The organism is Mariprofundus erugo (genome assembly GCF_005818865.1).
Classification (GTDB): Bacteria; Pseudomonadota; Zetaproteobacteria; order Mariprofundales; family Mariprofundaceae; genus Mariprofundus; species Mariprofundus erugo.
In genome coordinates this window covers 41,920-64,936 of the sequence record NZ_VBRY01000001.1, presented here as the reverse complement: position 1 = coordinate 64,936, position 23,017 = coordinate 41,920, and the positions used below count along the sequence as shown (strand labels likewise).

At 56.3% G+C, this 23,017-nt stretch carries 25 protein-coding genes; 6 read left to right on the top strand and 19 right to left on the bottom strand.

Annotation, left to right across the window (positions count from 1 at the left end; all coding sequences use genetic code 11):
- Position 1: 1 nt before the first annotated feature.
- From kdsA to rpsP, 10 genes are all read right to left on the bottom strand, one after another.
- Complete coding sequence (kdsA, locus tag FEF65_RS00340; protein WP_170304398.1) at positions 2 to 829, bottom strand: 3-deoxy-8-phosphooctulonate synthase; 828 nt, start codon at positions 827 to 829, stop codon at positions 2 to 4.
- Positions 829 to 2,466: a CTP synthase gene (locus FEF65_RS00335; protein WP_138237798.1), complete on the bottom strand. Its 1,638-nt coding sequence runs from the start codon at positions 2,464 to 2,466 to the stop codon at positions 829 to 831. The genes kdsA and FEF65_RS00335 overlap by 1 nt, the downstream gene beginning before the upstream one ends.
- A gap of 62 nt (positions 2,467 to 2,528) precedes the next feature.
- Positions 2,529 to 6,422: a phosphoribosylformylglycinamidine synthase gene (gene purL, locus FEF65_RS00330; RefSeq protein WP_138237797.1), complete on the bottom strand. Its 3,894-nt coding sequence runs from the start codon at positions 6,420 to 6,422 to the stop codon at positions 2,529 to 2,531.
- An 80-nt stretch (positions 6,423 to 6,502) separates the two neighbouring features.
- Positions 6,503 to 7,267, bottom strand: a complete 765-nt coding sequence (locus tag FEF65_RS00325; protein WP_238701082.1) for a rubrerythrin family protein — start codon at positions 7,265 to 7,267, stop codon at positions 6,503 to 6,505.
- 107 nt (positions 7,268 to 7,374) lie between these two features.
- Positions 7,375 to 7,743, bottom strand: coding sequence for a 50S ribosomal protein L19 (gene rplS / locus FEF65_RS00320; protein WP_138237796.1), 369 nt, complete (start codon positions 7,741 to 7,743; stop codon positions 7,375 to 7,377).
- A 27-nt stretch (positions 7,744 to 7,770) separates the two neighbouring features.
- Positions 7,771 to 8,301 carry an RNA methyltransferase gene (locus tag FEF65_RS00315; RefSeq protein WP_138237795.1) on the bottom strand — a complete coding sequence of 177 codons (531 nt, stop codon included), beginning with the start codon at positions 8,299 to 8,301 and terminating at the stop codon, positions 7,771 to 7,773.
- Positions 8,294 to 8,944, bottom strand: a complete 651-nt coding sequence (locus FEF65_RS00310) for a rhomboid family intramembrane serine protease (RefSeq protein ID WP_238701081.1) — start codon at positions 8,942 to 8,944, stop codon at positions 8,294 to 8,296. The genes FEF65_RS00315 and FEF65_RS00310 overlap by 8 nt, the downstream gene beginning before the upstream one ends.
- A 105-nt stretch (positions 8,945 to 9,049) precedes the next feature.
- Positions 9,050 to 9,712, bottom strand: coding sequence for a tRNA (guanosine(37)-N1)-methyltransferase TrmD (gene trmD / locus FEF65_RS00305; RefSeq protein WP_138237794.1), 663 nt, complete (start codon positions 9,710 to 9,712; stop codon positions 9,050 to 9,052).
- Positions 9,691 to 10,239: a ribosome maturation factor RimM gene (gene rimM, locus FEF65_RS00300; protein WP_138237793.1), complete on the bottom strand. Its 549-nt coding sequence runs from the start codon at positions 10,237 to 10,239 to the stop codon at positions 9,691 to 9,693. Before rimM ends, trmD begins: the two co-directional genes overlap by 22 nt.
- Before the next feature lie 41 nt (positions 10,240 to 10,280).
- Positions 10,281 to 10,520 carry a 30S ribosomal protein S16 gene (gene rpsP / locus FEF65_RS00295; RefSeq protein WP_138237792.1) on the bottom strand — a complete coding sequence of 80 codons (240 nt, stop codon included), beginning with the start codon at positions 10,518 to 10,520 and terminating at the stop codon, positions 10,281 to 10,283.
- A 140-nt stretch (positions 10,521 to 10,660) separates the two neighbouring features.
- On the opposite strand from rpsP, the gene FEF65_RS00290 reads away from it, so the two are divergent.
- A complete protein-coding gene (locus FEF65_RS00290; RefSeq protein WP_138237791.1) occupies positions 10,661 to 11,281 on the top strand; it encodes a carbonic anhydrase in 621 nt (206 codons plus the stop codon).
- 82 nt (positions 11,282 to 11,363) lie between these two features.
- Here FEF65_RS00290 and FEF65_RS13320 read toward each other — a convergent pair whose 3' ends face one another.
- Positions 11,364 to 11,690 (bottom strand): hypothetical protein, encoded by a 327-nt coding sequence (locus FEF65_RS13320; protein WP_161595134.1) that lies wholly within the window; start codon positions 11,688 to 11,690, stop codon positions 11,364 to 11,366.
- 162 nt (positions 11,691 to 11,852) lie between these two features.
- Between FEF65_RS13320 and FEF65_RS00280 the strand changes: the two genes are divergently transcribed.
- Positions 11,853 to 12,233 carry an RNA-binding S4 domain-containing protein gene (locus FEF65_RS00280; protein WP_138237789.1) on the top strand — a complete coding sequence of 127 codons (381 nt, stop codon included), beginning with the start codon at positions 11,853 to 11,855 and terminating at the stop codon, positions 12,231 to 12,233.
- Between the two features lie 94 nt (positions 12,234 to 12,327).
- On the opposite strand, the gene FEF65_RS00275 is transcribed toward FEF65_RS00280, so the two are convergent.
- The 7 genes from FEF65_RS00275 to FEF65_RS00245 all read right to left on the bottom strand — a co-directional run bounded on the left by FEF65_RS00275 (position 12,328) and on the right by FEF65_RS00245 (position 20,164).
- Entirely contained in the window at positions 12,328 to 12,555 is a 228-nt protein-coding gene (locus FEF65_RS00275; RefSeq protein WP_138237788.1) for a (2Fe-2S) ferredoxin domain-containing protein, read from the bottom strand.
- A complete protein-coding gene (locus FEF65_RS00270; RefSeq protein ID WP_138237787.1) occupies positions 12,539 to 13,822 on the bottom strand; it encodes a DEAD/DEAH box helicase in 1,284 nt (427 codons plus the stop codon). The genes FEF65_RS00275 and FEF65_RS00270 overlap by 17 nt, the downstream gene beginning before the upstream one ends.
- Positions 13,823 to 14,053: 231 nt before the next feature.
- Positions 14,054 to 15,304 (bottom strand): histidine--tRNA ligase, encoded by a 1,251-nt coding sequence (gene hisS, locus FEF65_RS00265; RefSeq protein WP_138237786.1) that lies wholly within the window; start codon positions 15,302 to 15,304, stop codon positions 14,054 to 14,056.
- A gap of 6 nt (positions 15,305 to 15,310) precedes the next feature.
- Positions 15,311 to 16,408 carry a flavodoxin-dependent (E)-4-hydroxy-3-methylbut-2-enyl-diphosphate synthase gene (gene ispG, locus FEF65_RS00260; RefSeq protein ID WP_138237785.1) on the bottom strand — a complete coding sequence of 366 codons (1,098 nt, stop codon included), beginning with the start codon at positions 16,406 to 16,408 and terminating at the stop codon, positions 15,311 to 15,313.
- 3 nt (positions 16,409 to 16,411) lie between these two features.
- A complete protein-coding gene (locus FEF65_RS00255) occupies positions 16,412 to 17,611 on the bottom strand; it encodes a 4-hydroxy-3-methylbut-2-en-1-yl diphosphate synthase (protein WP_176582332.1) in 1,200 nt (399 codons plus the stop codon).
- Between the two features lie 99 nt (positions 17,612 to 17,710).
- On the bottom strand, positions 17,711 to 19,198 hold the full coding sequence (locus FEF65_RS00250) for an adenylate/guanylate cyclase domain-containing protein (RefSeq protein ID WP_238701079.1): 1,488 nt from the start codon (positions 19,196 to 19,198) through the stop codon (positions 17,711 to 17,713).
- 72 nt (positions 19,199 to 19,270) lie between these two features.
- Entirely contained in the window at positions 19,271 to 20,164 is an 894-nt protein-coding gene (locus tag FEF65_RS00245; RefSeq protein ID WP_238701078.1) for a GGDEF domain-containing protein, read from the bottom strand.
- Positions 20,165 to 20,266: 102 nt separating this feature from the next.
- Between FEF65_RS00245 and yhbY the strand changes: the two genes are divergently transcribed.
- Positions 20,267 to 20,545, top strand: a complete 279-nt coding sequence (yhbY, locus tag FEF65_RS00240) for a ribosome assembly RNA-binding protein YhbY (RefSeq protein ID WP_138237784.1) — start codon at positions 20,267 to 20,269, stop codon at positions 20,543 to 20,545.
- Positions 20,542 to 20,817, top strand: coding sequence for a BolA family protein (locus FEF65_RS00235; RefSeq protein WP_138237783.1), 276 nt, complete (start codon positions 20,542 to 20,544; stop codon positions 20,815 to 20,817). The genes yhbY and FEF65_RS00235 overlap by 4 nt, the downstream gene beginning before the upstream one ends.
- A 36-nt stretch (positions 20,818 to 20,853) precedes the next feature.
- On the opposite strand, the gene FEF65_RS00230 is transcribed toward FEF65_RS00235, so the two are convergent.
- Complete coding sequence (locus FEF65_RS00230) at positions 20,854 to 21,090, bottom strand: hypothetical protein (RefSeq protein WP_138237782.1); 237 nt, start codon at positions 21,088 to 21,090, stop codon at positions 20,854 to 20,856.
- A gap of 257 nt (positions 21,091 to 21,347) precedes the next feature.
- On the opposite strand from FEF65_RS00230, the gene FEF65_RS00225 reads away from it, so the two are divergent.
- The gene (locus FEF65_RS00225) at positions 21,348 to 21,728 is read left to right on the top strand and encodes a hypothetical protein (RefSeq protein ID WP_138237781.1); all 381 of its coding nucleotides are present in this window, start codon (positions 21,348 to 21,350) and stop codon (positions 21,726 to 21,728) included.
- A 6-nt stretch (positions 21,729 to 21,734) separates the two neighbouring features.
- On the top strand, positions 21,735 to 22,982 hold the full coding sequence (locus tag FEF65_RS00220; protein ID WP_138237780.1) for a GGDEF domain-containing protein: 1,248 nt from the start codon (positions 21,735 to 21,737) through the stop codon (positions 22,980 to 22,982).
- Positions 22,983 to 23,017 lie beyond the last annotated feature (35 nt).

Here is a 23,017-nt window from a genome sequence, read left to right as displayed (position 1 = left end):
CTCAGCCCGGCTCCTTGATGACCGTATCGATTTGTTTCAGCTTCATCAGCAAGGCTTCCAGATCCGCCAGTGCCAGCGAGTTCGGACCATCCGACTTCGCCTGATCAGGATCGGGGTGCACCTCCATAAACAGTGCTGCCACACCCGTTGCCACAGCTGCACGTGCAAGGCCGGGCACAAACTCCCTGTTACCGCCGGTAGCACCACCAAGACCACCGGGCTGCTGCACCGAATGTGTGGCATCATACACAACCGGCGCCCCGAACTCGCGCATGATCAGCAACGAGCGCATATCGGAAACCAGGTTGTTATAGCCAAAGCTGGCACCACGCTCACACAGCATGATGTTTTCATTGCCGGTCGCACGCGCCTTGTCGAGCACATGTTGCATATCCCAGGGCGCAAGGAACTGTCCCTTTTTGATATTTACCGGCTTGCCGCAACGAGCCACCGCATCGATAAAGTCGGTCTGCCGACACAAAAATGCCGGGGTTTGAAGAATATCCGCCACCTCGGCCACAGCCGTCACCTGATCGGCTTCATGCACATCCGTGATCACAGGCAGGCCAAGCTCATCCTTCACCTTTTGCAGAATAGCCAGCCCTTCATCGATGCCGGGACCGCGGAAACCGTTCCGACTGGTACGGTTCGCCTTGTCAAAGCTGGACTTGAAAACCAGCGGCACACCACAGCGCCCGGCAATCGAGGCAATCGCTTCCGCTGTTTTCAGCGTAAATGATTCCCCCTCAATGACACACGGTCCCGCCAGCAAAACCAGTGGCAAATCATTGGCAATACGGATATCACCGACTGAAACCGTTGCAGCCATCAGACGTCAGCCTGTCCCTTGCTTGCTCCGACAAAGGCGGCGAACAAAGGATGCGGCGCATATGGCCGGGACAGGAATTCCGGATGGAACTGACAGGCGACAAACCACGGGTGGTCTTTCAACTCGACAATTTCAACCAGTGAATTATCCGGCAGCGTACCTGATACAACCAGACCAGCCGCTTCCAGCTGCTCACGATAGGTGTTATTAAACTCATAACGGTGACGATGGCGCTCACGGATATCCTGCTGACCATAAGCCGCAAAGGTATGCGTACCCTCAACCAGGCGACACGGATAACCACCCAGACGCATCGTACCACCCAGATCACTGTCGGAGCTGCGCTGCACACGTGCACCGCCATCCTGCTCCCACTCGGTCATCAGGGCGATCACCGGCTGCTCGGCACGCTCGTCGAATTCGCTGCTGGTCGCCCGCTCAAGGCCTGCCACATGGCGTGCGAACTCAATCACAGCCAGCTGCATTCCGAGACAGATGCCGAAAAACGGAATGTTGTTTTCACGGGCATAACGGATGGCCAGCATCTTGCCTTCGGTACCGCGCTGGCCGAAACCGCCGGGCACCAGAATACCATGCACGCCTTCAAGCGCACCGATGCCTTCAACCTCAAGAGACTCCGCATCAACATACTGGATCTTCACCCGTACGCCGTGCTCCATACCGCCATGAATCAGGGACTCATTGACCGACTTGTAGGCATCGGCCAGCTCCACATACTTGCCAACCATGGCAATGCGGATCTCCTGCTTCGACTCGCGGATTTTACGGCAGATGTCGACCCATGGAGAGAGATCAGGCTCGATGTTCTCCATACCGAAATGATTGAGCACAACAGAACCGAGGCCGCCATCACGCAGCGTCAGCGGCACACCGTAGATGGTATCCACATCCGGTGCATCGATCACTGCATCCTTATCGACATTACAGAACAGGGCGATCTTGTCCTTCTGCCCCTTCGGAATCGGCTTCTCGGAACGGCACAGCAACACATCCGGCTGAATGCCGATTTCACGCAGCTGCTTGACCGAATGCTGGGTCGGCTTGGACTTCATCTCACCGGCAGAAGCAATATACGGCACCAGTGTCAGGTGCACATAGGCCGTATTTTTACGCCCCAGATCAAAACGCAGCTGACGAATCGCCTCAAGGAACGGCTGTGATTCGATATCACCAACCGTGCCGCCAATTTCCACCAGCGCGATATCCACATCGTCAGAACGCAGCGAAAGAATGGCATTCTTGATGGCATCCGTAATATGCGGAATCACCTGCACTGTCGCACCGAGGTAATCACCACGGCGCTCCCGGCGAATGACCGACTCATAGATACGTCCGGTCGTAAAGTTCGACCGTTTCGACATCGTGGCATGGGTAAAACGCTCGTAATGGCCCAGATCAAGGTCAGTTTCCGCGCCGTCATCGGTCACGAATACCTCACCATGCTGAAAAGGACTCATCGTGCCCGGATCGACATTAATATAGGGGTCAAGTTTCTGCATGGTCACGCGCAATCCGCGCGCCTCAAACAGAGCGGCAAGGCTTGCTGCTGCAATGCCCTTGCCAAGCGAGGAGACCACCCCGCCGGTAACAAATACGAATCGTGTATTATTAGTCATAACGGCGCCGCAAGTTATCAGAAGCGTTTACACATCGCCACTGCCAGTGCCGCCTGACACCATCAACCCAGCGCATGACGTGCATTGCGGAACATCCGCAGCCATGGTCCATCCTCACCCCAGGCCGCCGGGTGCCACGAATACTGGGCCGTACGGAACAGGCGCTCGGGGTGTGGCATCATGATCGTAAAGCGACCATCCGGCGTAGTAAAACCGGTTAAACCATCCGGTGAACCGTTGGGATTATACGGGTAGGTTGTCGCAGGCGTGCCATCGGGAGCAAGAAAACGCAACGCAGCCACCGCATCCGCCCGCATTGTTTCCCGGGCAAATACAGCACGACCTTCACCATGAGCCACCACCAGCGGCAACTTCGAACCAGTCATACCGGACAGGAACAGCGACGGCGACTCAAGCACCTCCACCTGCAGCAGGCGTGCCTCAAACTGCTCGGAACGATTACGTTCAAAGCGAGGCCAGTTTGCTGCCCCCGGAATCATGGCGCTGAGATTACTCATCATCTGACAGCCATTGCAGACACCCAGCGCAATGGTGTCCTGACGATGGAAAAAGGTCTCAAACTGGTCACGTGCACGCTCATTAAAGAGTACAGAGTTGGCCCAGCCACGCCCCGCCCCCAGCACATCACCAAAGGAGAAGCCGCCGCAAGCCACCAGCCCCTGATAGTCAGCCAGCTGCACACGTCCGCTGATAATATCGGACATATGAACATCCACACATTCGAAACCGGCGCGATCGAATGCCGCCGCCATCTCGACCTGGCCATTGACGCCCTGCTCCCTGAGCACCGCCATACGCGGGCGGGCACTATGCACAAACGGCGCACAGATATCTTCAGACGGATCAAAGGTCAGCTCGGCAATCAGCCCGCCGGCACCTCGAACGGCCAGCGCCTCAAAACCTTCACGGGCGCAATCAGGATGATCCCGCAGCGACTGCATGCGGAAACTTGTTTCCGCCCACATCTGCTGCAGTACCTGCACATGTTCATCCACCACGGCATGCTTGTGGCAAGCCATATAGATCTGGCCATCGGTGCGCGGATGACCAATGACATGGGCGATATGGGCAACACCGGCATCCGCCAGGTGCGCCAGCACACGCTCACGCTCGCTGCGGCGAATCTGGATAACCGCCCCCAACTCTTCGGCAAACAGCACTCTTGCCTCGTCACCACAACGGTCGCCACTGAGCGTCTCTAGGTGAATCGTCATGCCGGCTCGTGCCGCAAAGGCCATTTCACACAGCGTGACAAACAGACCACCATCAGAGCGATCATGATATGCCAGCAGCAAGCCCTCACGATTCAGGCGCTGGATGACATCAAAAAATGCCTTCAGCAAGGCAGGGTCATCCACATCCGGCACCGCATCACCGGTCACACCATAGACCTGCGCCAGTGATGAACCACCCAGTCGATGCTGACCGCAACCAAGATCAAGCAGCAGAAGATCGGTATCCCCCTGATCCATCTGCAACTCAGGCGTCAGCGTATGGCGGATATCCGTCACCGGAGAAAACGCAGAAATAATCAGCGACAGCGGAGAGGTCATTTCACGTCGCTGATCGCCGCTCCCCCAGACAGATTTCATCGACAGGGAGTCCTTGCCGACAGGGATAGAGATGCCCAGCGCAGGACAGAGCTCCATACCGACAGCCTTCACCGTATCGTACAAACGGGCATCTTCACCGGCATGGCCACAGGCCGCCATCCAGTTGGCGGACAGCTTCACATCACCGATTTTCGCAATCGATGCAGCGGCAATATTGGTCAGCGCCTCACCGATCGCCATGCGACCGGATGCCGGCGCATCCAGCACGGCGATCGGCGTACGCTCACCCATGCACATCGCCTCACCGGTATAACCGGCATAATCAGTCGCGGTTACCGCCACATCGGCCACCGGCACCTGCCATGGCCCGACCATCTGATCACGGGCCACCAGCCCGGTCACCGAACGATCACCAATGGTAATCAAAAATTCCTTACTTCCGACCGCAGGCAGGCGCAGCACGCGCCCGATGGCCTCTTTTACATCAATCGCAGAGAGATCAAGCGACTCGCAGGCGGCATCCCTGCGTCCTACATCACGGGTCATTTTCGGCGGCTTACCCAGCAGGATATCAAGCGGCAGATTGACCGGCTGATTATCAAATTCCGCATCATTGACCACCAGATCACGCACTTCGGTTGCTTCACCGAGCACAGCGAACAGGCAGCGTTCACGCTCACAGATCGCCGTGAACAGATCGCGCGACTGCGGCGCAATCGCCAGCATATAACGCTCCTGCGCCTCATTGCACCAGATCTGCATCGGGCTCATGCCCGGCTCCATATTATGAACCGCACGCAGATCGACCCAGCCACCACGACCGGCATCATTAATCAGCTCGGGGACCGCATTGGAGAGGCCACCGGCACCGATGTCATGGATAAAGAGAATCGGGTTGGCATCACCCATCTGCCAGCAGCGATCAAGCACCTCCTGACAGCGGCGCTCCATCTCCGGATTACCGCGCTGAACCGAGTCAAAGTCGAGCGACTCGGCATTGGCGCCGGTATCCATACTGGAGGCAGCTCCGCCACCGAGACCAATCAGCATCGCCGGGCCACCCAGCTGGATAATCAGACTGCCGGCAGGCACCTCTTTCTTGTAGATATGGCGGGCATCGATATTACCGACACCGCCGGCAATCATGATCGGCTTGTGGTAACCGCGCAGCTCGCCTGCCACCTCCTGCTCATAGGTACGGAAGTAGCCAGCCAGATTCGGCCGGCCGAACTCATTGTTGAATGCAGCAGCACCAATCGGGCCATCGACCATAATATCCAGTGCCGAGACAATACGCTCAGGCTTACCAAAATCATGTTCCCACGGCTGCTCAAAGCCGGGAATACGCAGATTGGAGACGGAAAAACCGCACAGACCGGCCTTGGGCTTGGAGCCGACGCCGGTTGCACCCTCATCACGAATCTCGCCACCGGATCCGGTGGCAGCGCCGGCAAAGGGCGAAATCGCTGTCGGATGATTATGGGTCTCCACCTTCATCAGAATATGGGTATCATCATCATGCGCCTGATAGCGACGATCCTCTCCGGGATAAAAACGACGGGCCTTCACCCCCTCAATCACCGATGAGTTATCAGCATAGGCAACCAGCGTTCCTTCAGGGTGAAGCTGGTGGGTATTACGAATCATCGAAAAGAGCGAGCGATCCTGCTTCTCGCCATCGATGACCCAATCCGCATTAAAAATTTTATGACGGCAATGCTCCGAGTTCGCCTGGGCAAACATCATCAGCTCCGCATCCACCGGGTTACGCCCCAGACGGCGGAAATTTTCCAGCAGGTAATCAATCTCGTCGGCCGCAAGTGCCAGCCCCATCTCGCGGTTCGCCACTTCCAGCGCATCGCGCCCGCCGGCAAGCACATCAACCCGACTCAGCGGTGCCGGCTGGTGATGGGCAAACAAACGGGCCACTTCATCCACATCGGCAAGCACCGACTCGGTCATCCGGTCATGCAACAGAGCCGCTGCTGCCGCATGCTGATCGCGGGCCAGACCATCAATCAGGTAGACAACGCCGCGCTCAAGACGAATCAATGCACTCAGCCCGCACAAGCCGGCGATATCCGTCGCCTTGGTAGACCATGGACTGATCGTACCAATGCGAGGTACCACCACAAACAGGGAATCTGCGGCATGTTCGCCGAACACCTCCGGCGCATGATCCAGCAACTGCGCCAGACGGAGCGTATCGTCATCCGACCAGCCATCATTCACTTCGGCGATATGAATATAATGGGCGCAGACAGACGCCGGTGCCATGCCCTGCCGGCGCATCGCATCGACAAGTTTCTCGCGCCGGAAATCGGACAGCGCATCAGCACCTTTCAGGGTAATAATTCGGGAGGAAATAGATTGCATGCTCATGCTCGCATCCTATGAACTGGCGAGAGGAAACCAAGCCTCAATCGCAACACCGTCGCGCCAGACGCCAGCCGGCATGCTGCTCAGCCTGCCGGAAGCGGAATCTCCTTGTACCACTCGATTGAAAAACCACAGACAGGACAGCGTTCAACCGGCATGGCCGTCAGTGTCGAACCGCAATGCTGACAGACAAAATAACGAACGGGCGTGGTACGAAAGCGCTCAACCAGCATACCGAAAAAGATACCCGTACCGGACTGAATATCTTTTATCAGCTCACGATGCTGCTGCTCCGACCGCCAGGCATAGGCAACCGCCTTAAGCGCACCCTCCACGCCTTCAGCACGCATACGGGCAAGATATTGAGGATAGCGCACGTCAATCTCGGCCAGCTCCACTTCCGTAGCCTGCCTGAGATTTTCCTTTGTACTGCCGACATGAAAAGCGAGTTCGCCCGCCAACTGTTCGGCAGGCACCACAACCACCCCGAGCCGGGCCAGAATTTCACTGAAGCGCTGCGCATGGATCGCCTCTGAATCAGCCGTGGCCGCAAACAGATGGGCAATGTTGGCATGCCCCTCCTGCAGCGCCCGCGCTTCATAAGCCTTATAGCGCAGATGTGACTCCACCTCTCCCCGGTACAGACCGGAAAGCACTGTGATGGTTTCCTGGTAAGTGCGACGGCCATCATCCATCGCCCACAAGGGCACGGGCAACGCCAGCGAAGCCAGCCCGATCCCCAGCCAGGCAAGAAACATCCGCCTCGACAAATCGACCTCACTCACAGAGGAGCCCGAAAACCCGGCATCATTGCTGACATAGGCATCCATATCACCACCTGCACTCACATCACCGGATGATCATAGCACAGCAAAGATACAATGGCATGGCAACACACAAAGCAAAAAGGGAGGCCGAAGCCTCCCTCTTGCAACCAGTTCGTAAAAACGAATCCTTAGAAACGGCGCTCGCGAATACGTGCAGCCTTGCCGCGCAGCTCGCGCAGATAGTAAAGCTTGGCACGACGAACACGGCCATGACGGATTACATTGACACTCTCGATCATCGGAGAGTGCAGCGGGAACACACGCTCCACACCCACGTTGCCGGACATCTTGCGCACAGTAAAGCTGCTGGAGATGCCGTTATTATGACGGGCAATCACAATGCCTTCGTAAGCCTGAATACGCTCGCGGCGCTCTACGCCCTTCTTGGTATCCTTATAATCTACCACGCGCACATTCACGCGGACGGTATCGCCCTCACGGAATGCCGGGATATCATCACGCAACTGATCCTTGGTTATATCATCCAGTGCACGCATCTTCTATTCCTCCAAAACCTGCCTCGGTCAGACCAGAGCAAGACGATCAAGATAGATCGCCAAGGCGGCCCTGACAGAAAGGTGGCGCACTTTACCGGCACCTTCTATCGGTGACAACCATCCATTTGCATCCGGCAGTTTTTTTACATCCAGCCCCTGCCCCGTACCGAACACAATCAGCTGTTTCCCGGGCATACGCGCAAGCTCTTCCGGCCGGGTGCAAACAGCCCCCGGTGGCGTTGCCGATGTATACCACAAGCGATAGTCACCTTCAGAAACCACATCCTCAAGACAACTCACAATCCGCACCGCCGACAACACCTCAGCGCGATCAGGATTGCGAACTGCGCCAGCGCCGTGCAAATAGTAATCAAGCATATCGCGCACCAGCTGCTGCATCCCTTCTGCCGGATGCACCAGATAAACAGGACCGACCCCGTAAAAGGCACAACTGCGGGCAAAGTCATGCACATCGATCGGCGTCACCGCCGTCACTGCCGAAGCATCCCCGCGCCCCATCACAGGATAATGAACCAGAGCAACTGCAATTTCAGCCACGCGGCGGCCTTCCATTGAGCTTGCGCGGGATCGCCTTTTGCGCCTCGCCCTGCTGATACTGCACATTACGCCCTTCACTGGTGACAGCCCCCTGATGCAATGCATTGAAAAAGGCCAGCCCCATCAAGGTACCAAACAACTGCACCATCCACCCCACACCGGCCTCAGGCCGCGGCATACGCACCGGCGACAATACCGCCAGCCCGTCAAGCCCCACCTTGGCAGCAAAAGCCAGCAGCAGCGACACCCCCAGCCAGTACCCCAGGGTAAAGCGCTCACTTTCAAGCACAAGAAACCAGCAGGCAATCATGGCCGCCATGGCTGCCAGCCCGGATGCACCATGATAAATCTGGGTGTGAGACGAAACAATCAACAACAAACCGGACAACGCCGGCATCGCCAGCATATAGCAAAGCACCTCCTGCCATATGCGCGTAAAACGGAAAGAAAGAACCCCGAAAAGAAATAACAACGCACTATTAACCAGAAGATCGACATGTCTTGCGTGCGTCAGGTGTCCAGTCCATAAACGCCACCATTCACCTGCCACAATCGCATGCCGGTCATAGGCCAGCACCGCAACATGTTCCGGCGACATCTGCCAGACCAGCCAGCAGAGCACCGCAAGCAGAACCCCCATCATATCAATTCCCCCAACCCTTACACGGTAAAAAAGAGATGTCGCACCTTCCCGCACAACATCTCCACCCCTGAGCAGCGACCGTAAACACTGCCCGGGCAAACCACCTCAGCTCCTGCGACGACTTCTCAGCAGCGCCTGCTCCCGCCGCCAGACCTCAATTTCGGCATGATGACCCGAAAGAAGCACGTCCGGCACAGCCTTCCCTTCAAACACTTCCGGACGCGTATAATGAGGCCAGTCGAGAATACCCTCCTCGGTAAATGAATCGAGCACTGCGGACTCCGGACTCCCCAGCACATCCGGAAGCAATCGGATCACAGCATCCAGCACACACATGGCGGCAGGCTCACCACCCGAAAGCACATAATCACCAAGTGAAATCTGCTCATCGACATAATCACAAATGCGCTCATCAAAGCCCTCATAGCGACCGCAGAGCAGAGTAATAGACGATTTTTCAGTAAATTCCAGCGCCCTGGACTGGTTAAATGGCGCACCGGATGGCGTCAGCATCACCACATGTGTCTGCGGCTGCCTCAATCTGGCCTCACGAATCGCAGCCACAACCGGCTCCGGCTTCATCAGCATGCCGGGACCACCACCGTAAGGACTGTCATCCACCTTGCGATGTCTGCCGGTGGCAAAATCACGTATCTGAATACAGTCGACCGCAACAATACCGGCCTCAATCGCCCGGCGGGGAATAGAGCAGGACAACGGTGAGTCAAAAAACTCCGGAAAGAGTGTCAGGACCTGGGCGTGAAACATGCATCCATCCCCTCCGGCAACACAACCGAAATAAGTCCCTCTTCCAGATCAACATCGACAATGACAGATTCAATAAAGGGAATCAGCCACTCTCCCGGAGACTCGGCATCTTCAGGCGTCTGCACAACAAGGTTGTCCTGAGCACCATACTCCTCGAGCCCGGTCACCGAACCAAGCAGCACCTGCCCCTCATCCAGCACAACATCACAGCCGATCAGCTCTTCCCACAGATACTCATCATCATCTGTTTCAACCACAGACGCAGGCACCCATATCCGACACTGCTTCAGCAGCAGTGCCTGATCGCAATCAGTAATACCATCGAGCTCCACCAGCATGCGCTTGCCATGCTGCCAGCAGCGCCTGACCTGATAGCTTCGGGCAGTGGCCTCATTTTTTCCAATCAGCCAGCACGAATACCCGGCGATTGCTTGCGCAGGCCGGGTATGCGAAAAAACAATGAGCGATCCCTTAAGGCCATGTGCCCCGAGAATATCGCCAATATGAAGAAGTGACACAGAAGTCATCAAACAGCCCCTGTCCGAGACTTCTGTTCAGACATGCTTAATCAGGCAGATGCTTTGGCAATCAGACTGGCAACGCGATCAGATACCTGAGCACCCTGGTCGGTCCAGGCCTTTACACGCTCAAGATCGAGCTGGATCACTTCAGGATCCTTGCATGGGTCAAAGTAGCCAAGCTTTTCGATAAAGACACCATCGCGACGCTTGCGGCTATCCATCACCACTACAGAATAATTAGGGCGCTTTTTGCGGCCACCACGGGTCAGGCGAATTACTGTTGCCATATGCTTATAACCTCCGAAAATCAGGGGGCGCACTATAGAGAGGTAAGATGCAAGGAGCAAGGAGTCACGTAACACCGCCTTTCCGTACAGGCCGCAACACCAGAATTGCCAAAGCAGGATCCTCCCCTAGAGTACACTCCATGCGATCAATCAAGGAAATGCTCGCCGCCAATCATCAGTGGGCCCAGTCGAAGGTAAAACAGGATCCACAGTACTTTATCCGTGCGGCACAGGAGCAATCGCCCGAACTGCTCTGGATCGGCTGTGCGGACTCCCGCGTGGGACCGGACAAGCTGATCGGACTGCCGATGGGCTCGATCTTTGTCCACCGCAATATCGGCAACCTCTTTGCCACCAACGACCTGAACAGCCTGGCGGTACTTGAATATGCCATCGATGAACTGAAGGTACCCAATGTGATTGTCTGCGGTCACTACGGTTGCGGCGGGGTGCATGCAGCACTGATGCATAGCGGCACCCAGCCGGTGGATCTGTGGCTGGATCAGATTCGCTTCATTCACCACCGCCACAAGGCCGAGCTCTCCGCCCTCGACAAGGAGGCCCGCTGGGACAGGCTGGCTGAATTAAACGTCAAGGCACAGGTGCATAACATCTGCCGCAACACCATTGTGCGCGAAGCATGGAAGCGGGGACAGGAGGTCAATGTGATCGGCCTGATCTATAACATCCATGATGGCCTGCTCAAGCAGCTCGGCCTTGAATTCAGCTCACAGGCCGAGTGGGAAGCCTGCTACGGCTAACCGTCAGCAACCGACGGCCACACAACAAAAAGCCCTGCCGCAACGGGCAGGGCTTCAACCTCAATCCCGCTGACAGATCGCCCTAGCGGCCGGCGCCCTCGCCCGCTCCGGAGCTGGCTGCAGGTGACTTTTCCTTCTTGTGTTTCTTTTCCTTCTTTTCCTGCTTTTCGTGCTTGCTATCCTGTTTGTGATGCTTCTTCTCAGCTTTTTCTTTCACATGCTTCTTCTCATGACCCTGCTCTTTTTTCACATGCTTTGCAGTCTCTGCCTTGTGCGTCTGCGCTGCAGCCTCATGCTTTGCAGCCTCATGCCGAACTGGTGCACTGTCGCCTTCTGCCTGCGCCATTGCCGGAGCAACAGCCAGTGAAAGTGCTGCCAATGCAGCCATGGTTACCATTGTCTTGCGCATAAGATCAACTTCCTCCTGAGAGAACATCCGACCACTGGCCGGTTGGCGACAATTTATGCTTCGGGCAACCACGAAACAGGTGCGAAGAATACACCTGTGGCAGCCAGCCTGGTCGCAACAACGGCTGTAGCACCATTTCAAGTTGGCACATAGATTATCGGCATGAGTGAACAGGTACGTATCGACAAATGGCTATGGGCCGCACGTTTCTTTAAAACACGCAGCCTGGCCACAGAAGCGGCCAATGCCGGCCACGTACAGGTCAACGACACCGTCATTCGAGCCTCGAGAACCATCCGTATCGGTGATTGCGTCCGCCTCCAGCGCCAACAGGAACACTTTGTTATCACCGTAACAGGACTGGCGGAAAAAAGAGGCTCGGCCAGTGTAGCCCGGACACTCTATGAAGAGTCTCCGGCCAGCATTGCTGCCAGAGAAGCATTACAAAAACAGCGACAACTGAATGCTGCCCCTGCACCGGAAAAAAGACCGGACAAGCGCGCACGAAGGCAGATCATCCGCTTTATTCGGCGTGACGATTAACAGCACAGCAACTTAAAAACAGGGTTGATTCGAACACCGGCCGGGTGCCTTTGCGAACTGATTTTTGCCAGGAGGGCAATAAATCAGCATCCCCCTAAACAGAAGTGCCAGCAAGCTTCTGCATCGATGCACGCAGCACAGCAATGCCGTTCACGCGCGCCACGGGCGAATAGCTGCAAAGACTCTGACAGGGAATCCGCTCGCAGAGGAACCCCTGTGCCTGCAATAACCCTGCCAGTGCACTGCCGCCATAATCACGGCAACGGGGGCCATGGCAAACGCCAACAGCCCCCTCCCTGAAGGTATCAGACCTTACCGGCATTGCGCTCGCGGCGCCCCGGACGACGATTGCGGGCCGCCTGCGGCTTGCGCGGTGCCTGCGCACCCTGCCGGCGCTGCTCGGGCTGTCGGCGTTGTTGCTGCGACTGGGCAGTAGCAGCCTGATCTTCCGCATCATTCGGTTCAAAGCCCGGCACAACAACTTTCGGAATAGACTTTTTAATCAGCCGCTCGATACCCTGCAGCAGCTTGTTCTCATCCGCACTGACCAGAGAGAGCGACTCTCCGGTATTGCCTGCACGTCCGGTACGACCGATACGATGCACATAATCCTCAGGCACATGCGGCAGTTCAAAGTTCACCACATGCGGCAGCTGGTCAATATCCAGCCCCCGGGCAGCAATATCGGTCGCCACAAGCACACGTACAGCCCCGGACTTGAAACCCGCCAGCGCATTGGTACGCGCCGTCTGGCTCTTGTTACCGTGAATGGCCGCAGCGACGATACCATCGCCCTCCAGCTGGGTGGTCAGCTTGTTGGCACCATGCTTGGTCTTGGTAAACACCAGCACCTGCTGCCAGTCCCCGCCCTTGATCAGATGGGTGAGCAACGCCCGTTTTTTTGATTTACTGACCGGATGCACCACCTGGGTCACCTGATGGGTGGTTTCATTGCGTGCCACCTCGACAAACACAGGCGAACGCAGAAAGCCACTGGCCAGCTGTTTGATTTCATCGGAAAATGTCGCTGAAAACAGCAGGTTCTGCCGCTGCTTTGGCAGCAGCTTCAGCACCTTGCGGATATCATGAATAAAACCCATATCAAGCATACGATCGGCTTCATCCAGCACAAAAAACTCAACATGGGCCAGATCCGCCTTACCCTGCCCGACAAGGTCGAGCAGGCGACCGGGGGTGGCAACAAGAATATCGACGCCACGCCTGAGCCTCTCGATCTGCGGATTAATCCCCACACCGCCAAATACAACGGCCGAGCGCAATGGCAGGTATTTGCCATAGGTGTGGATACTCTCCTCCACCTGTGCCGCCAACTCACGCGTCGGCGTCAGCACCAGCGCACGGATATGATGTCTCTTATGGCGCTCGGGATGTTCCCTGTGCAATAACTGCAGCATTGGCAGCGTAAATCCGGCCGTCTTGCCGGTTCCTGTCTGAGCTCCGGCAAGCACGTCGTGCCCCTCGAGAATCACAGGAATAGATTTGGCCTGCACCGGTGTCGGGGTGTCATACCCCTGATCGGCCACAGCACGAAGAAGTTCGGCTGAAAGCCCAAGTTCGTTAAATGTCATTAATTTTGATTTCCATAGCACCCGAACGAGTTAACTCACTGAGAGAGGTGGGTGCACTGTATAATTTCCGGTTCTGCGACCATCAGTGACTGGCCCGGCAGAACAAAGGAGAAGGAAGATCTTCTCCATGGAGGCGTCGCACTATGCTGGATTGCATCAAAAGCACAAGCATTCAACACCATGCGTTGGCAGCACCGCACGACCAGATTAAGGCCGTGCGGTGCTAACTGCTTAAAGCAGCTGCCCTTTTATCACTGTCACCACTTCGGATACAGGCAACCGCTGCTGCTGACCATTTTGCATCTCCTTGAGCGTCACGACACCGGCCTGCATCTCATCCTCGCCAACCGCGACAACAAAACGAACCAACTCGCGATCTGCCACCTTGAACTGACGTTTCGCACTGCCGCCCCCGCAGTGCACGACGGAAAGGCCTGCCTTGCGCATCACATCCGCCTGAGCCAGCGAATAGCCAAGGGCTTCTTCACCAAGCACCACCACCGCCACATCGGGCGTGGCCAGCGGCACGTCATCAAGCAGCATGGCCAGTCGCTCAAGGCCTGCCGCAAATCCGATCGCAGGTGTGGCCGGTCCGCCCAGCTCCTGCACCAACCCATCATAACGACCACCGGCCAGCACGGTCCCCTGAGAGCCCAGCTTGTCGGTCACAATCTCGAATGCCGTACGGTTATAATAATCAAGTCCCCGTACAATGCGCGGATTCACCCGGTAGGGAATCGCCAGTGCATCAAGACCTTTCTGCACGCCGGTAAAGTGGTCATCACAGCCGTCGCACAGGTGCGCAACCATCTCCGGCGCATCGGTCAGCTCCTGCTGGCAACTTTGCACCTTGCAGTCGAGTACACGCATAGGATTCCTGACAATCCGCTCATTACAGGTCTCGCACAGTTTCCCTGCACGCTGCTGCAAATACGATGTCAGCTTCTCCCGATAACCAGGGCGACAAGCCCCGCAGCCCAGAGAGTTAATTTCGATATTCAGCCCGGGAATACCAAGCTCACTGAGAAAAGCATGCGCCATGGCCAGCACTTCCGCATCCTCGATAGGACCTGCAGCGGAAAACATCTCGACACCAATCTGCTGAAACTGGCGCAAACGCCCCTTCTGGGGACGCTCCCGGCGGAACATCGGACCGATATAATACCAGCGCTGGGTACCTGAGCGGGTCAGCCCCCCCTGCAGCCAGGCGCGCACTGCACCAGCCGTCCCTTCCGGACGCAGGCAAATCTGATCGCCCCCCTGGTCGGTAAAAGCATACATTTCCTTGGAAACAATATCGGTCGCCTCACCGATTGAACGGACAAACAACTCCGTCGGCTCCAGCACCGGCATCCTCACCTCGGAAAAGGCATAACAACCGAACACCCTGCGCGCGGCCTGCTCAACCCGCTGCCACCTTGCCACCTCGGCAGGCAAACCATCATGGATGCCACGTATACTCTGTAGCTTTTTTTCACTCATACTCCGTCACTCTCCCTGCTGTTGACGTATCGCTGCAGCCCGCTTCTCCACCTCTTCGACCAGCTGATCAACCATATTCGTACTTTTTATTTTTTCAGACTTTTCACCATCACGATAAAGCATGTGCACCGGATAACCACCGGTAAGCCCCACATCAGCCTCTTTGGCCTCGCCAGGGCCGTTCACCACACAACCGATCACCGCCACATCCAGGTTCTCATGGATATGAGCCAGCCGCTCCTCAAGTTCGGCTACGACCTTGATGACATTGAACTTCTGACGCGCACAACTCGGGCAGGCAATCAGATTCACGCCCCGATGGCGCAAGCCCAGCGACTTGAGAATCTCAAAGCCGACCCTGATCTCTTCCTCCGGCTCTGCGGCCAGTGACACACGAATCGTATCGCCAATTCCATCTGCCAGCAGCAGCCCGAGACCGATGGAGGATTTGACCGTTCCACCGAAACGACTGCCGGACTCGGTGATACCGAGGTGCAGCGGGTAGTCCACCATCGACGCCAGCTTGCGATAGGCTGCCACCGTCATGGGGATATTACTCGCCTTCAACGACACCTTGATATCGTGAAAATTCATATCCTCCAGAATACGGATATGATTGATGGCTGACTCCACCATGGCATCCGAGCAGGGCTCACCATACTTCTCGTTAAGCTCCTTCTCCAGCGAGCCCGCATTCACGCCGATACGAATCGAGACCCCGCGCTCAGCCGCAGCCTTCACCACCCGCTCAACACGATCGCGTCCGCCGATATTACCCGGATTAAGACGCAGGCCATGTACACCTGCTTCCAGCGAAGCCAGTGCCATTTTATAACTGAAGTGAATATCCGCGATAATCGGCACATTCGTCTGCGCCAATATCTCGGGCATGGCCGCTGCCGACTCAGGATCGGGCACCGACACACGCACAATATCCGCACCGGCCTGCTCCAGACGATGGATCTGGGCCACTGTTGCATCGATATCCGTGGTCAGCGTATTGGTCATCGACTGCACGGCAATCGGCGCACCACCTCCCACTTTCACATTGCCAACCTGAACCTGCCTGGTATTTTTTCTCGGCATTACAATACTATCGTGCATACACTATTTCCTTCCCGGTGCTGATTCGCCACCACTGATTTCGGACTCAAGACCGTCAGGCTCGCGCGCAACCGTACCCGGCTGATCGCGCAACAGCCGCAAGCGATCCTGCAACTGCCGGGCCCTGCGCAGTGACTCGACATACTCAGCCACATCCGGATTCAGCTCAACCGCCTCTCGCCAGAACGCAATCGCCCGATCGAGGTGCTCCTGTCGAAACTCGTTGCTGCCCGAGGTGAAGAGTGCAGCAGCTTTAGCCTCAATCCGCTTGTCGATCTGTGCCACAAGCTGGGACGCATTCGCCCCGCCATTACGCCGGAAAGCATGCGCCAGCTCTTTCGCTCTGAGCAATGCCCCCGCTTTTAACGCGGCCTGAATCTCCTCTTCAGTCACAGGCTGATCAGATGCAGGCCTGCCGCCCCCTGCGCTCACACGCGCCTCATGATTGCCAGGAGCCGGAATCACAAGGCCGGCTGGCATGGCGGCGAGGATCTCTTCACGCAACTGTTTGCCTCCGGACGCATCCGGCTGCAAACGGAGATAGGACTCAATCTCGACATAGGCAATTTCGGGCAGCCCCTTATGCAAATAACGTCTGGCCTCACGAATAGCCAGCGAGGCACGCTCGTCAAGGCGATCTTCATACTGCTCATGAAGACGACTGTATGGCTCATCATCCATAGCCAGCCCATGCGGAGGGCGATAGTAACGCGCATCACTCAACAGAGCCTTATCCAGCTCCCGCCTGTGCTCAATCAACCGGTTCAGCCGGAGCTGGCGCATTTTCAACTCCATGGCATCGCGCTGCGCTTCCATCAGCTCCGGTTTGACTGTCACGGCCGTCGCCTGGTCATAGGCCCACATGGCCTCTGACCATGAACCCTCAGCCTCAAGCTTTCTGGCCATCTGGAGGTAGTGCGTGAACACCCGCCTGCGGGCAGGCTCGATGGTCTGCCTGAGGTAGGCCTGCACCCGATCATAATCCCGGTGATCCTGAGGCATGGCAAGCGCGCGACTGCGCGCCCGCATGATGCGTCCGTTTTCAAAGTCCTGACGGATCATGGTATAGGAGTTGATCAGACCAATGCTCTCGACACCTTTAGGCAGACCAACGCCCCCGGTGCCATGGCCGCCCATACCACAGGCAGACAACATCACTGCAACCATCATGGCAACCGGTAACGACCCGTAACTCCGTCTCATATCTCCCCTGCATCGCACGTGTTTGTGGATAACCCCTCTCCACCCGGCGGCAGCAAAGCCGTCCAGTCCGGCTATCCTGCCGGATGAATCAGCGATTCCCTAGCCGATAGAGTGGCGCCTATCCTCTGATAAATCACAACCAAATGCCAAATCCACCGCAAAGGCTATCATTTTTAACACGGCATCACTCTCGGCCGTTACGACCCCCGCTTCAATCCTCCGGCTGATGCCCTTGATTTCGCACTCCCCCACCGCTGTAAAGGTAAAGCCTGCTCCCAATCGTTCAAATGTCTCTCTGGGCATTAACAGCTGCCGGCCACTTCCCAGGCCGCCCATGCGTGAGGCCACATTGACGGCATCACCAATGACCGTGTACTCCAGCCGCTGTGCAGCACCGATATTACCGACAATGGCCTGACCGCAGTTAAGCCCCAGTCTGAAAGCAATCGGCTCACCGCTCTTTTGGCGCACCCCCAAACGCATGCAAGCCATATCAATAGCAAGCGCCGCCATGGCGGCATGACGCACATGTGCCGCATCGTTGACGGGATGATTAAACACCCCCATCAATGCATCACCGATATACTTGTCCACATGTCCGCCGAAATAGGCCACCACCCGGTGAAACACTTCAAAATGTTTATTCAGCACCCGCACCACCTCTTCGGTCTCATGCGATTCCGAAAATGAGGTAAAATGGACCATATCGGCAAAGAGCACGGAAATCTCCTGCCTGTGACTCTCAACTACCGCATCCCCGCCATCAAACACATCAGACACAAGCTTGGGATTCAGATAACGACCAAAAACAGCGCGCAGCTCTTCCTTATGAGCCAGCTCACGTGTCATCACATTAAATTGGGAAACCGCGTCGGATATCTCATCATTACCGCTTACCGGCAGGCGTACCGTATAATCCCCATCCGCCACTTTTCTGGCGGCTCCGGCCAGCAGTTCAATAGGGCGACTCATACGGGAGGCCACCCAGAATACCAGCACGGTCGACAGGAGCACCACCACAACCGCAGCAATGGAGATTTTTATCACCAACTTGCCGGCAATGACATCCCACTCCTGGCTTGAAAAGCGGACGGCAACCACGGCCAGCGGTGTGCCTGCATAGGATACCGAACGGGTATACCAGAGTGCCCGCCCGGGCAAGCGCTGCACCTGCGAGGTATCAATCAGACTTTTCAATACCCCATCAACAGCACCGGGCTCTCCATACTGGTCCACCCGTCCGCTTACATGCCTGATCAGCGCACCGGAGACCGCCGGCACTTTTTCAAGGAACTTCTGCACGACCAGTCCTGTCTCGACACTACTGCCGGATAACAGCGGCAATTTCAGCTCATCACTGAGCCTGTCGACCTGCAGTGCGGCCTGCGAAGCCTGACTTTGCAACCAGGCATCCCGTTCGATATCAAGGATAATAAAAAAGAGAACCACTACTGCAATTGCAACCGCAAAACCCACAAGCATCGCCCAGCGCCAGCGAATCGGAATGCGCCATGGCAAGCGGACAGCGGCAGGCTGCTCCTGCCCCCCGTCCTCAATTTCAGTCATGCCCATATCAAATTTATTCACTGTTTCACGCTATGCCCGTTGACGAGAACTCTGCATACAACCGACACAAATGGAATAGATCAGACGTGCAACTCAACCATCACCGGCGATGACACGATTTCGCCCCTGCTCCTTGGCCCGGTACAATCGCTTATCTGCAATATGTAACAAATGTTCAACCATCGACTTCACCGCATCGTTACCTGCATCCTTGATATCGGCAGGTTCAATCGTAGCCACACCGGCAGAGAAGCTGACATGAAGATATCGATCATCACCCACGGAGAGCGCGGTCATCGCAAGCCGTTTCAACCACTGTTCGGCAGCCCTTCTGGCGCCATCAAGATCTGTATGGGGAAGCAGCACGAGAAACTCTTCGCCACCCCAGCGCCCGGCGATATCCGCATCCCGCACACTCTCACGCAATATTGACGCCATGGCTGACAACACCACATCTCCGGCAGCATGGCCAAACTCATCATTCACCCGTTTGAAGTGATCCAGATCCAGCATCACAACCGCATAGCTGTGGCAGTACCGTAAAGCCTGTGACACCCCCTGATGCAACTGTTCCATCATATGACGCCGGTTATAAAGCCCGGTCAGGGCATCGTGACTGGCCTGAAAATGCAGCTCGGCCTTGGCCTCTTTCATATTGGAGATAATGCGCCAAATCAGCTTGGCCTCCATCCCTCCGATCACACCACCGGCACCAAGAATTTCGGATGCAACCGACTCCAGCATCTCATTATGGGTCATATTAAAGGCTACGCAGGGAGCGCAGGCATGCATCGCCTCTTCAGCATTATGAAAGACAGGAATATCATACTGTCTGGCAAGAGCCAAACCAGGCGCCCCCGGATCGATGTCAACAATACCAACCACGCTGACCAGATGTTCTTCCATCAACATTTCCAGAATGGCTGTGCCGCCGCGGCCGGCACCCAGAATCACTGCCCGATGCGGATCCTCCCTTAACGTATTCATCTCGCCCCCATCCCTGATCCTCCCGATACCGATACGGCAGATGCATGCAAATTGCATACCAATTATGCCAAGCAATGCTATCATTCGGCTCCGGAGGATAATATGGCCATTAGCAGCAAAGATCGCAAGGAGCTGAAAGCTCGCGCCCACCACCTGAAGCCGGTCATTCGCATCGGGCAAAAGGGTATCACGGAAAACCTCGTGCTGGAGACAGATCTGGCCCTGAACATTCATGAGCTGATCAAGGTTCACATTGCCATGGATGAAAAAGAGCAACGCAAGGAAAGCGGACATGCACTTGCAAGTCAGTGCCAGGCAGAAGAGGTCGACTACATCGGTAAAATCATGATCCTGTATCGCCCGAAAAAAGAAGAGGCGTGAGCATCAACACAAGCCAGCATATCCACGCGCTGCTAACGGAAGCATTTGCGCCGGCGGCACTCTCTATCGAGGATGATTCAGCCCGCCATGCCGGTCATGCCGGAGCCAGAGCGCATGGCGGAGGCCATTTTACTGTGCACATCTGCGCGGCAATATTTGCCGGCAAGTCACGCATACAAAGCCACCGCCTGATCCATCAGGCACTGGCTCCGCTATTCCCGCACGCCATACACGCCCTCTCTATCGAGGTACTCCCCTATACGCAGCAGTAAGCTGCTCCCCACCCCGGCAGAAGGCTCAGCCTGCAATCACCTGAACTTGTAATACTCACTGACCTGCATGTACTGATCGTCCTTGTAGGTAACCAGCTTCTTGCCGTTCCGTCCCAGCATGGCCAGCAACACAGCAGCCTGCCCTGCATCCATACGCCCAAGAGACTTGCGCTTGCCGTTAAGCAGGCTCAACTCCACCAGCACATCGCCGGTATCCTGATACCATTTGGCTGAATAGCCCATAACCGTTGCCAGCTCTTCCGATGACATCATACCCCCTCCTTATTCACAGGCACCCTGGCGCCCGCATACCCCGTCAACCTCAATGAACCACCCACTCTGCGTCAACAAAAATTCACCAGCAGGCATAAATCGCCAGAGAGCCCTTTCACCGCGCTACAGCACCGCCAGCCATCATCACTCCAGCTTCGTAATGGCCTCTTTCTTGCTGCCAAAAATCCGGACAAGCAAATCAGCCTGCACATCATTCAGCTGCCTTGCGTAACAGACCATGGCCAGGGACAGAGCATATGAAAATACAGAACAATTTGCCGATCACAGGTAAGCAGACACGAAAGGTTTCATCCGGCCGCACTGACGGCGTATTCCAGAGTCTGTTCGAGGCAGAGGTGAATGATGTTCGCCCTGTGACCGATGAACCGGCCAGGGAAGAGCGACAGGAGGCGGAGTTCGCATGGAAAACACTGCAGGAAAGCGTCTCCCTGCTGGATCGGGCCATGCAGCATCTGGAGTCAGGTGATGCCCCCTCCCAACAGCTGCTTGATGACATTGAACAACTTCGCAGCCGGCTGCATCAACAGCTGCCGCCGGGTGCCGACAGCAAAGCCCTGAGCCAGGCAGAAACACTGCTGGCCGTCGAGGCTCAACGTATCCGCTCCTTGCAAGGGTAACCCGTCATGAGCAGTCAACGGGAAATACTTCAGCAACTACTGGAGGATATGGACAAAATTCGTCCGATTGTCATCGCCGCCATGCCCGATGACCCTGCACTGCGTGCCACCACACGACGGATGATTGCCGATCTCGAATCGATGCAGCGAGAACCATCGGTCCCCGCAGCCACTTATCTCTGGCTCAGCCAGCTTACCGCCCGCCTGCTGGATGCGGAGCATGGCGCCCTGCTCCGCCCGGGCGCCAACGGAGAAATTCCGCCATCTGCCCGCCAACCCGTCCAGACCCATGTTGAACAGCGACAAAGCCTGCTTCTTGATGCCCTGCAGCATGTCCCATCGGCCTGCCGACTGCTTGACCAGGGCTGCCGGCTAATCGGCGCCCCGACCGTTGAGGGCTCCATTCACGACAAGGCCCGCCACCTTGCCCGCAGCCTGCAAACCCACATCAAACATGATGCGGAGCTCAGAAATGAGCTACAACAACTGATCGAAGCTCTGAACCCGTCTCTTGATGCCATCTCATCGCTGCTTCAGGAAGCAGGCGAAGACTCCCCCGAACTCAAGCAGGTGAAACTCCTGCTTGATCAGGAGCTGCCTGACAACGTGGAGCAAGCACGCAAGCTGCTACAGGACGCCCGCATGGGCATCGTCCAGGCCGGTGCAAAACTGGCAAGCGCCAGTGAGCGGCTGCAAAGCACGATCCAGACCAATCTGGAAAAGATATCTGAAATGTCGAACAAACTGGCACAGGCCGAATCGGAGGCACGCAATGACCCGCTGACAGGCCTTGGCAACAGACGCCAGCTGGCCGAGTTTCTTAATACACTGGGCAGCAATGAGTTCTGTTTTCTGATTACTGACATCGACTTCTTTAAAAAGATCAATGATACCTATGGCCACGATGTCGGTGACGAGGTGTTACAACAACTGGCTGCACTGCTAAAAGAGAGCATCCGCAGCACCGACCTTGTGGCCCGCGTCGGCGGTGAGGAGTTCTGTATTATTTTTCCGGGCACCAACATCGAAACAAGTGCCCGACTGGCCGAATCACTGCGTCAGGCCGTGCATATCAAACCTTTTCACACCCGCCTCGGCGACATCTCCGTCACAATCAGCATCGGCATTGCAGCCCACCAGCCGGGAACAAGCCATGCCGCCACATTCAAGCTGGCAGACGAAGCGCTCTATCGCTCCAAACGCAATGGACGAAATCAGGTAAGCATTGGCACGCAAAACAGTTCCGGCCAGTAAAGCGGAGCAAAAATTGATGGCGAGAGAAATTCAAC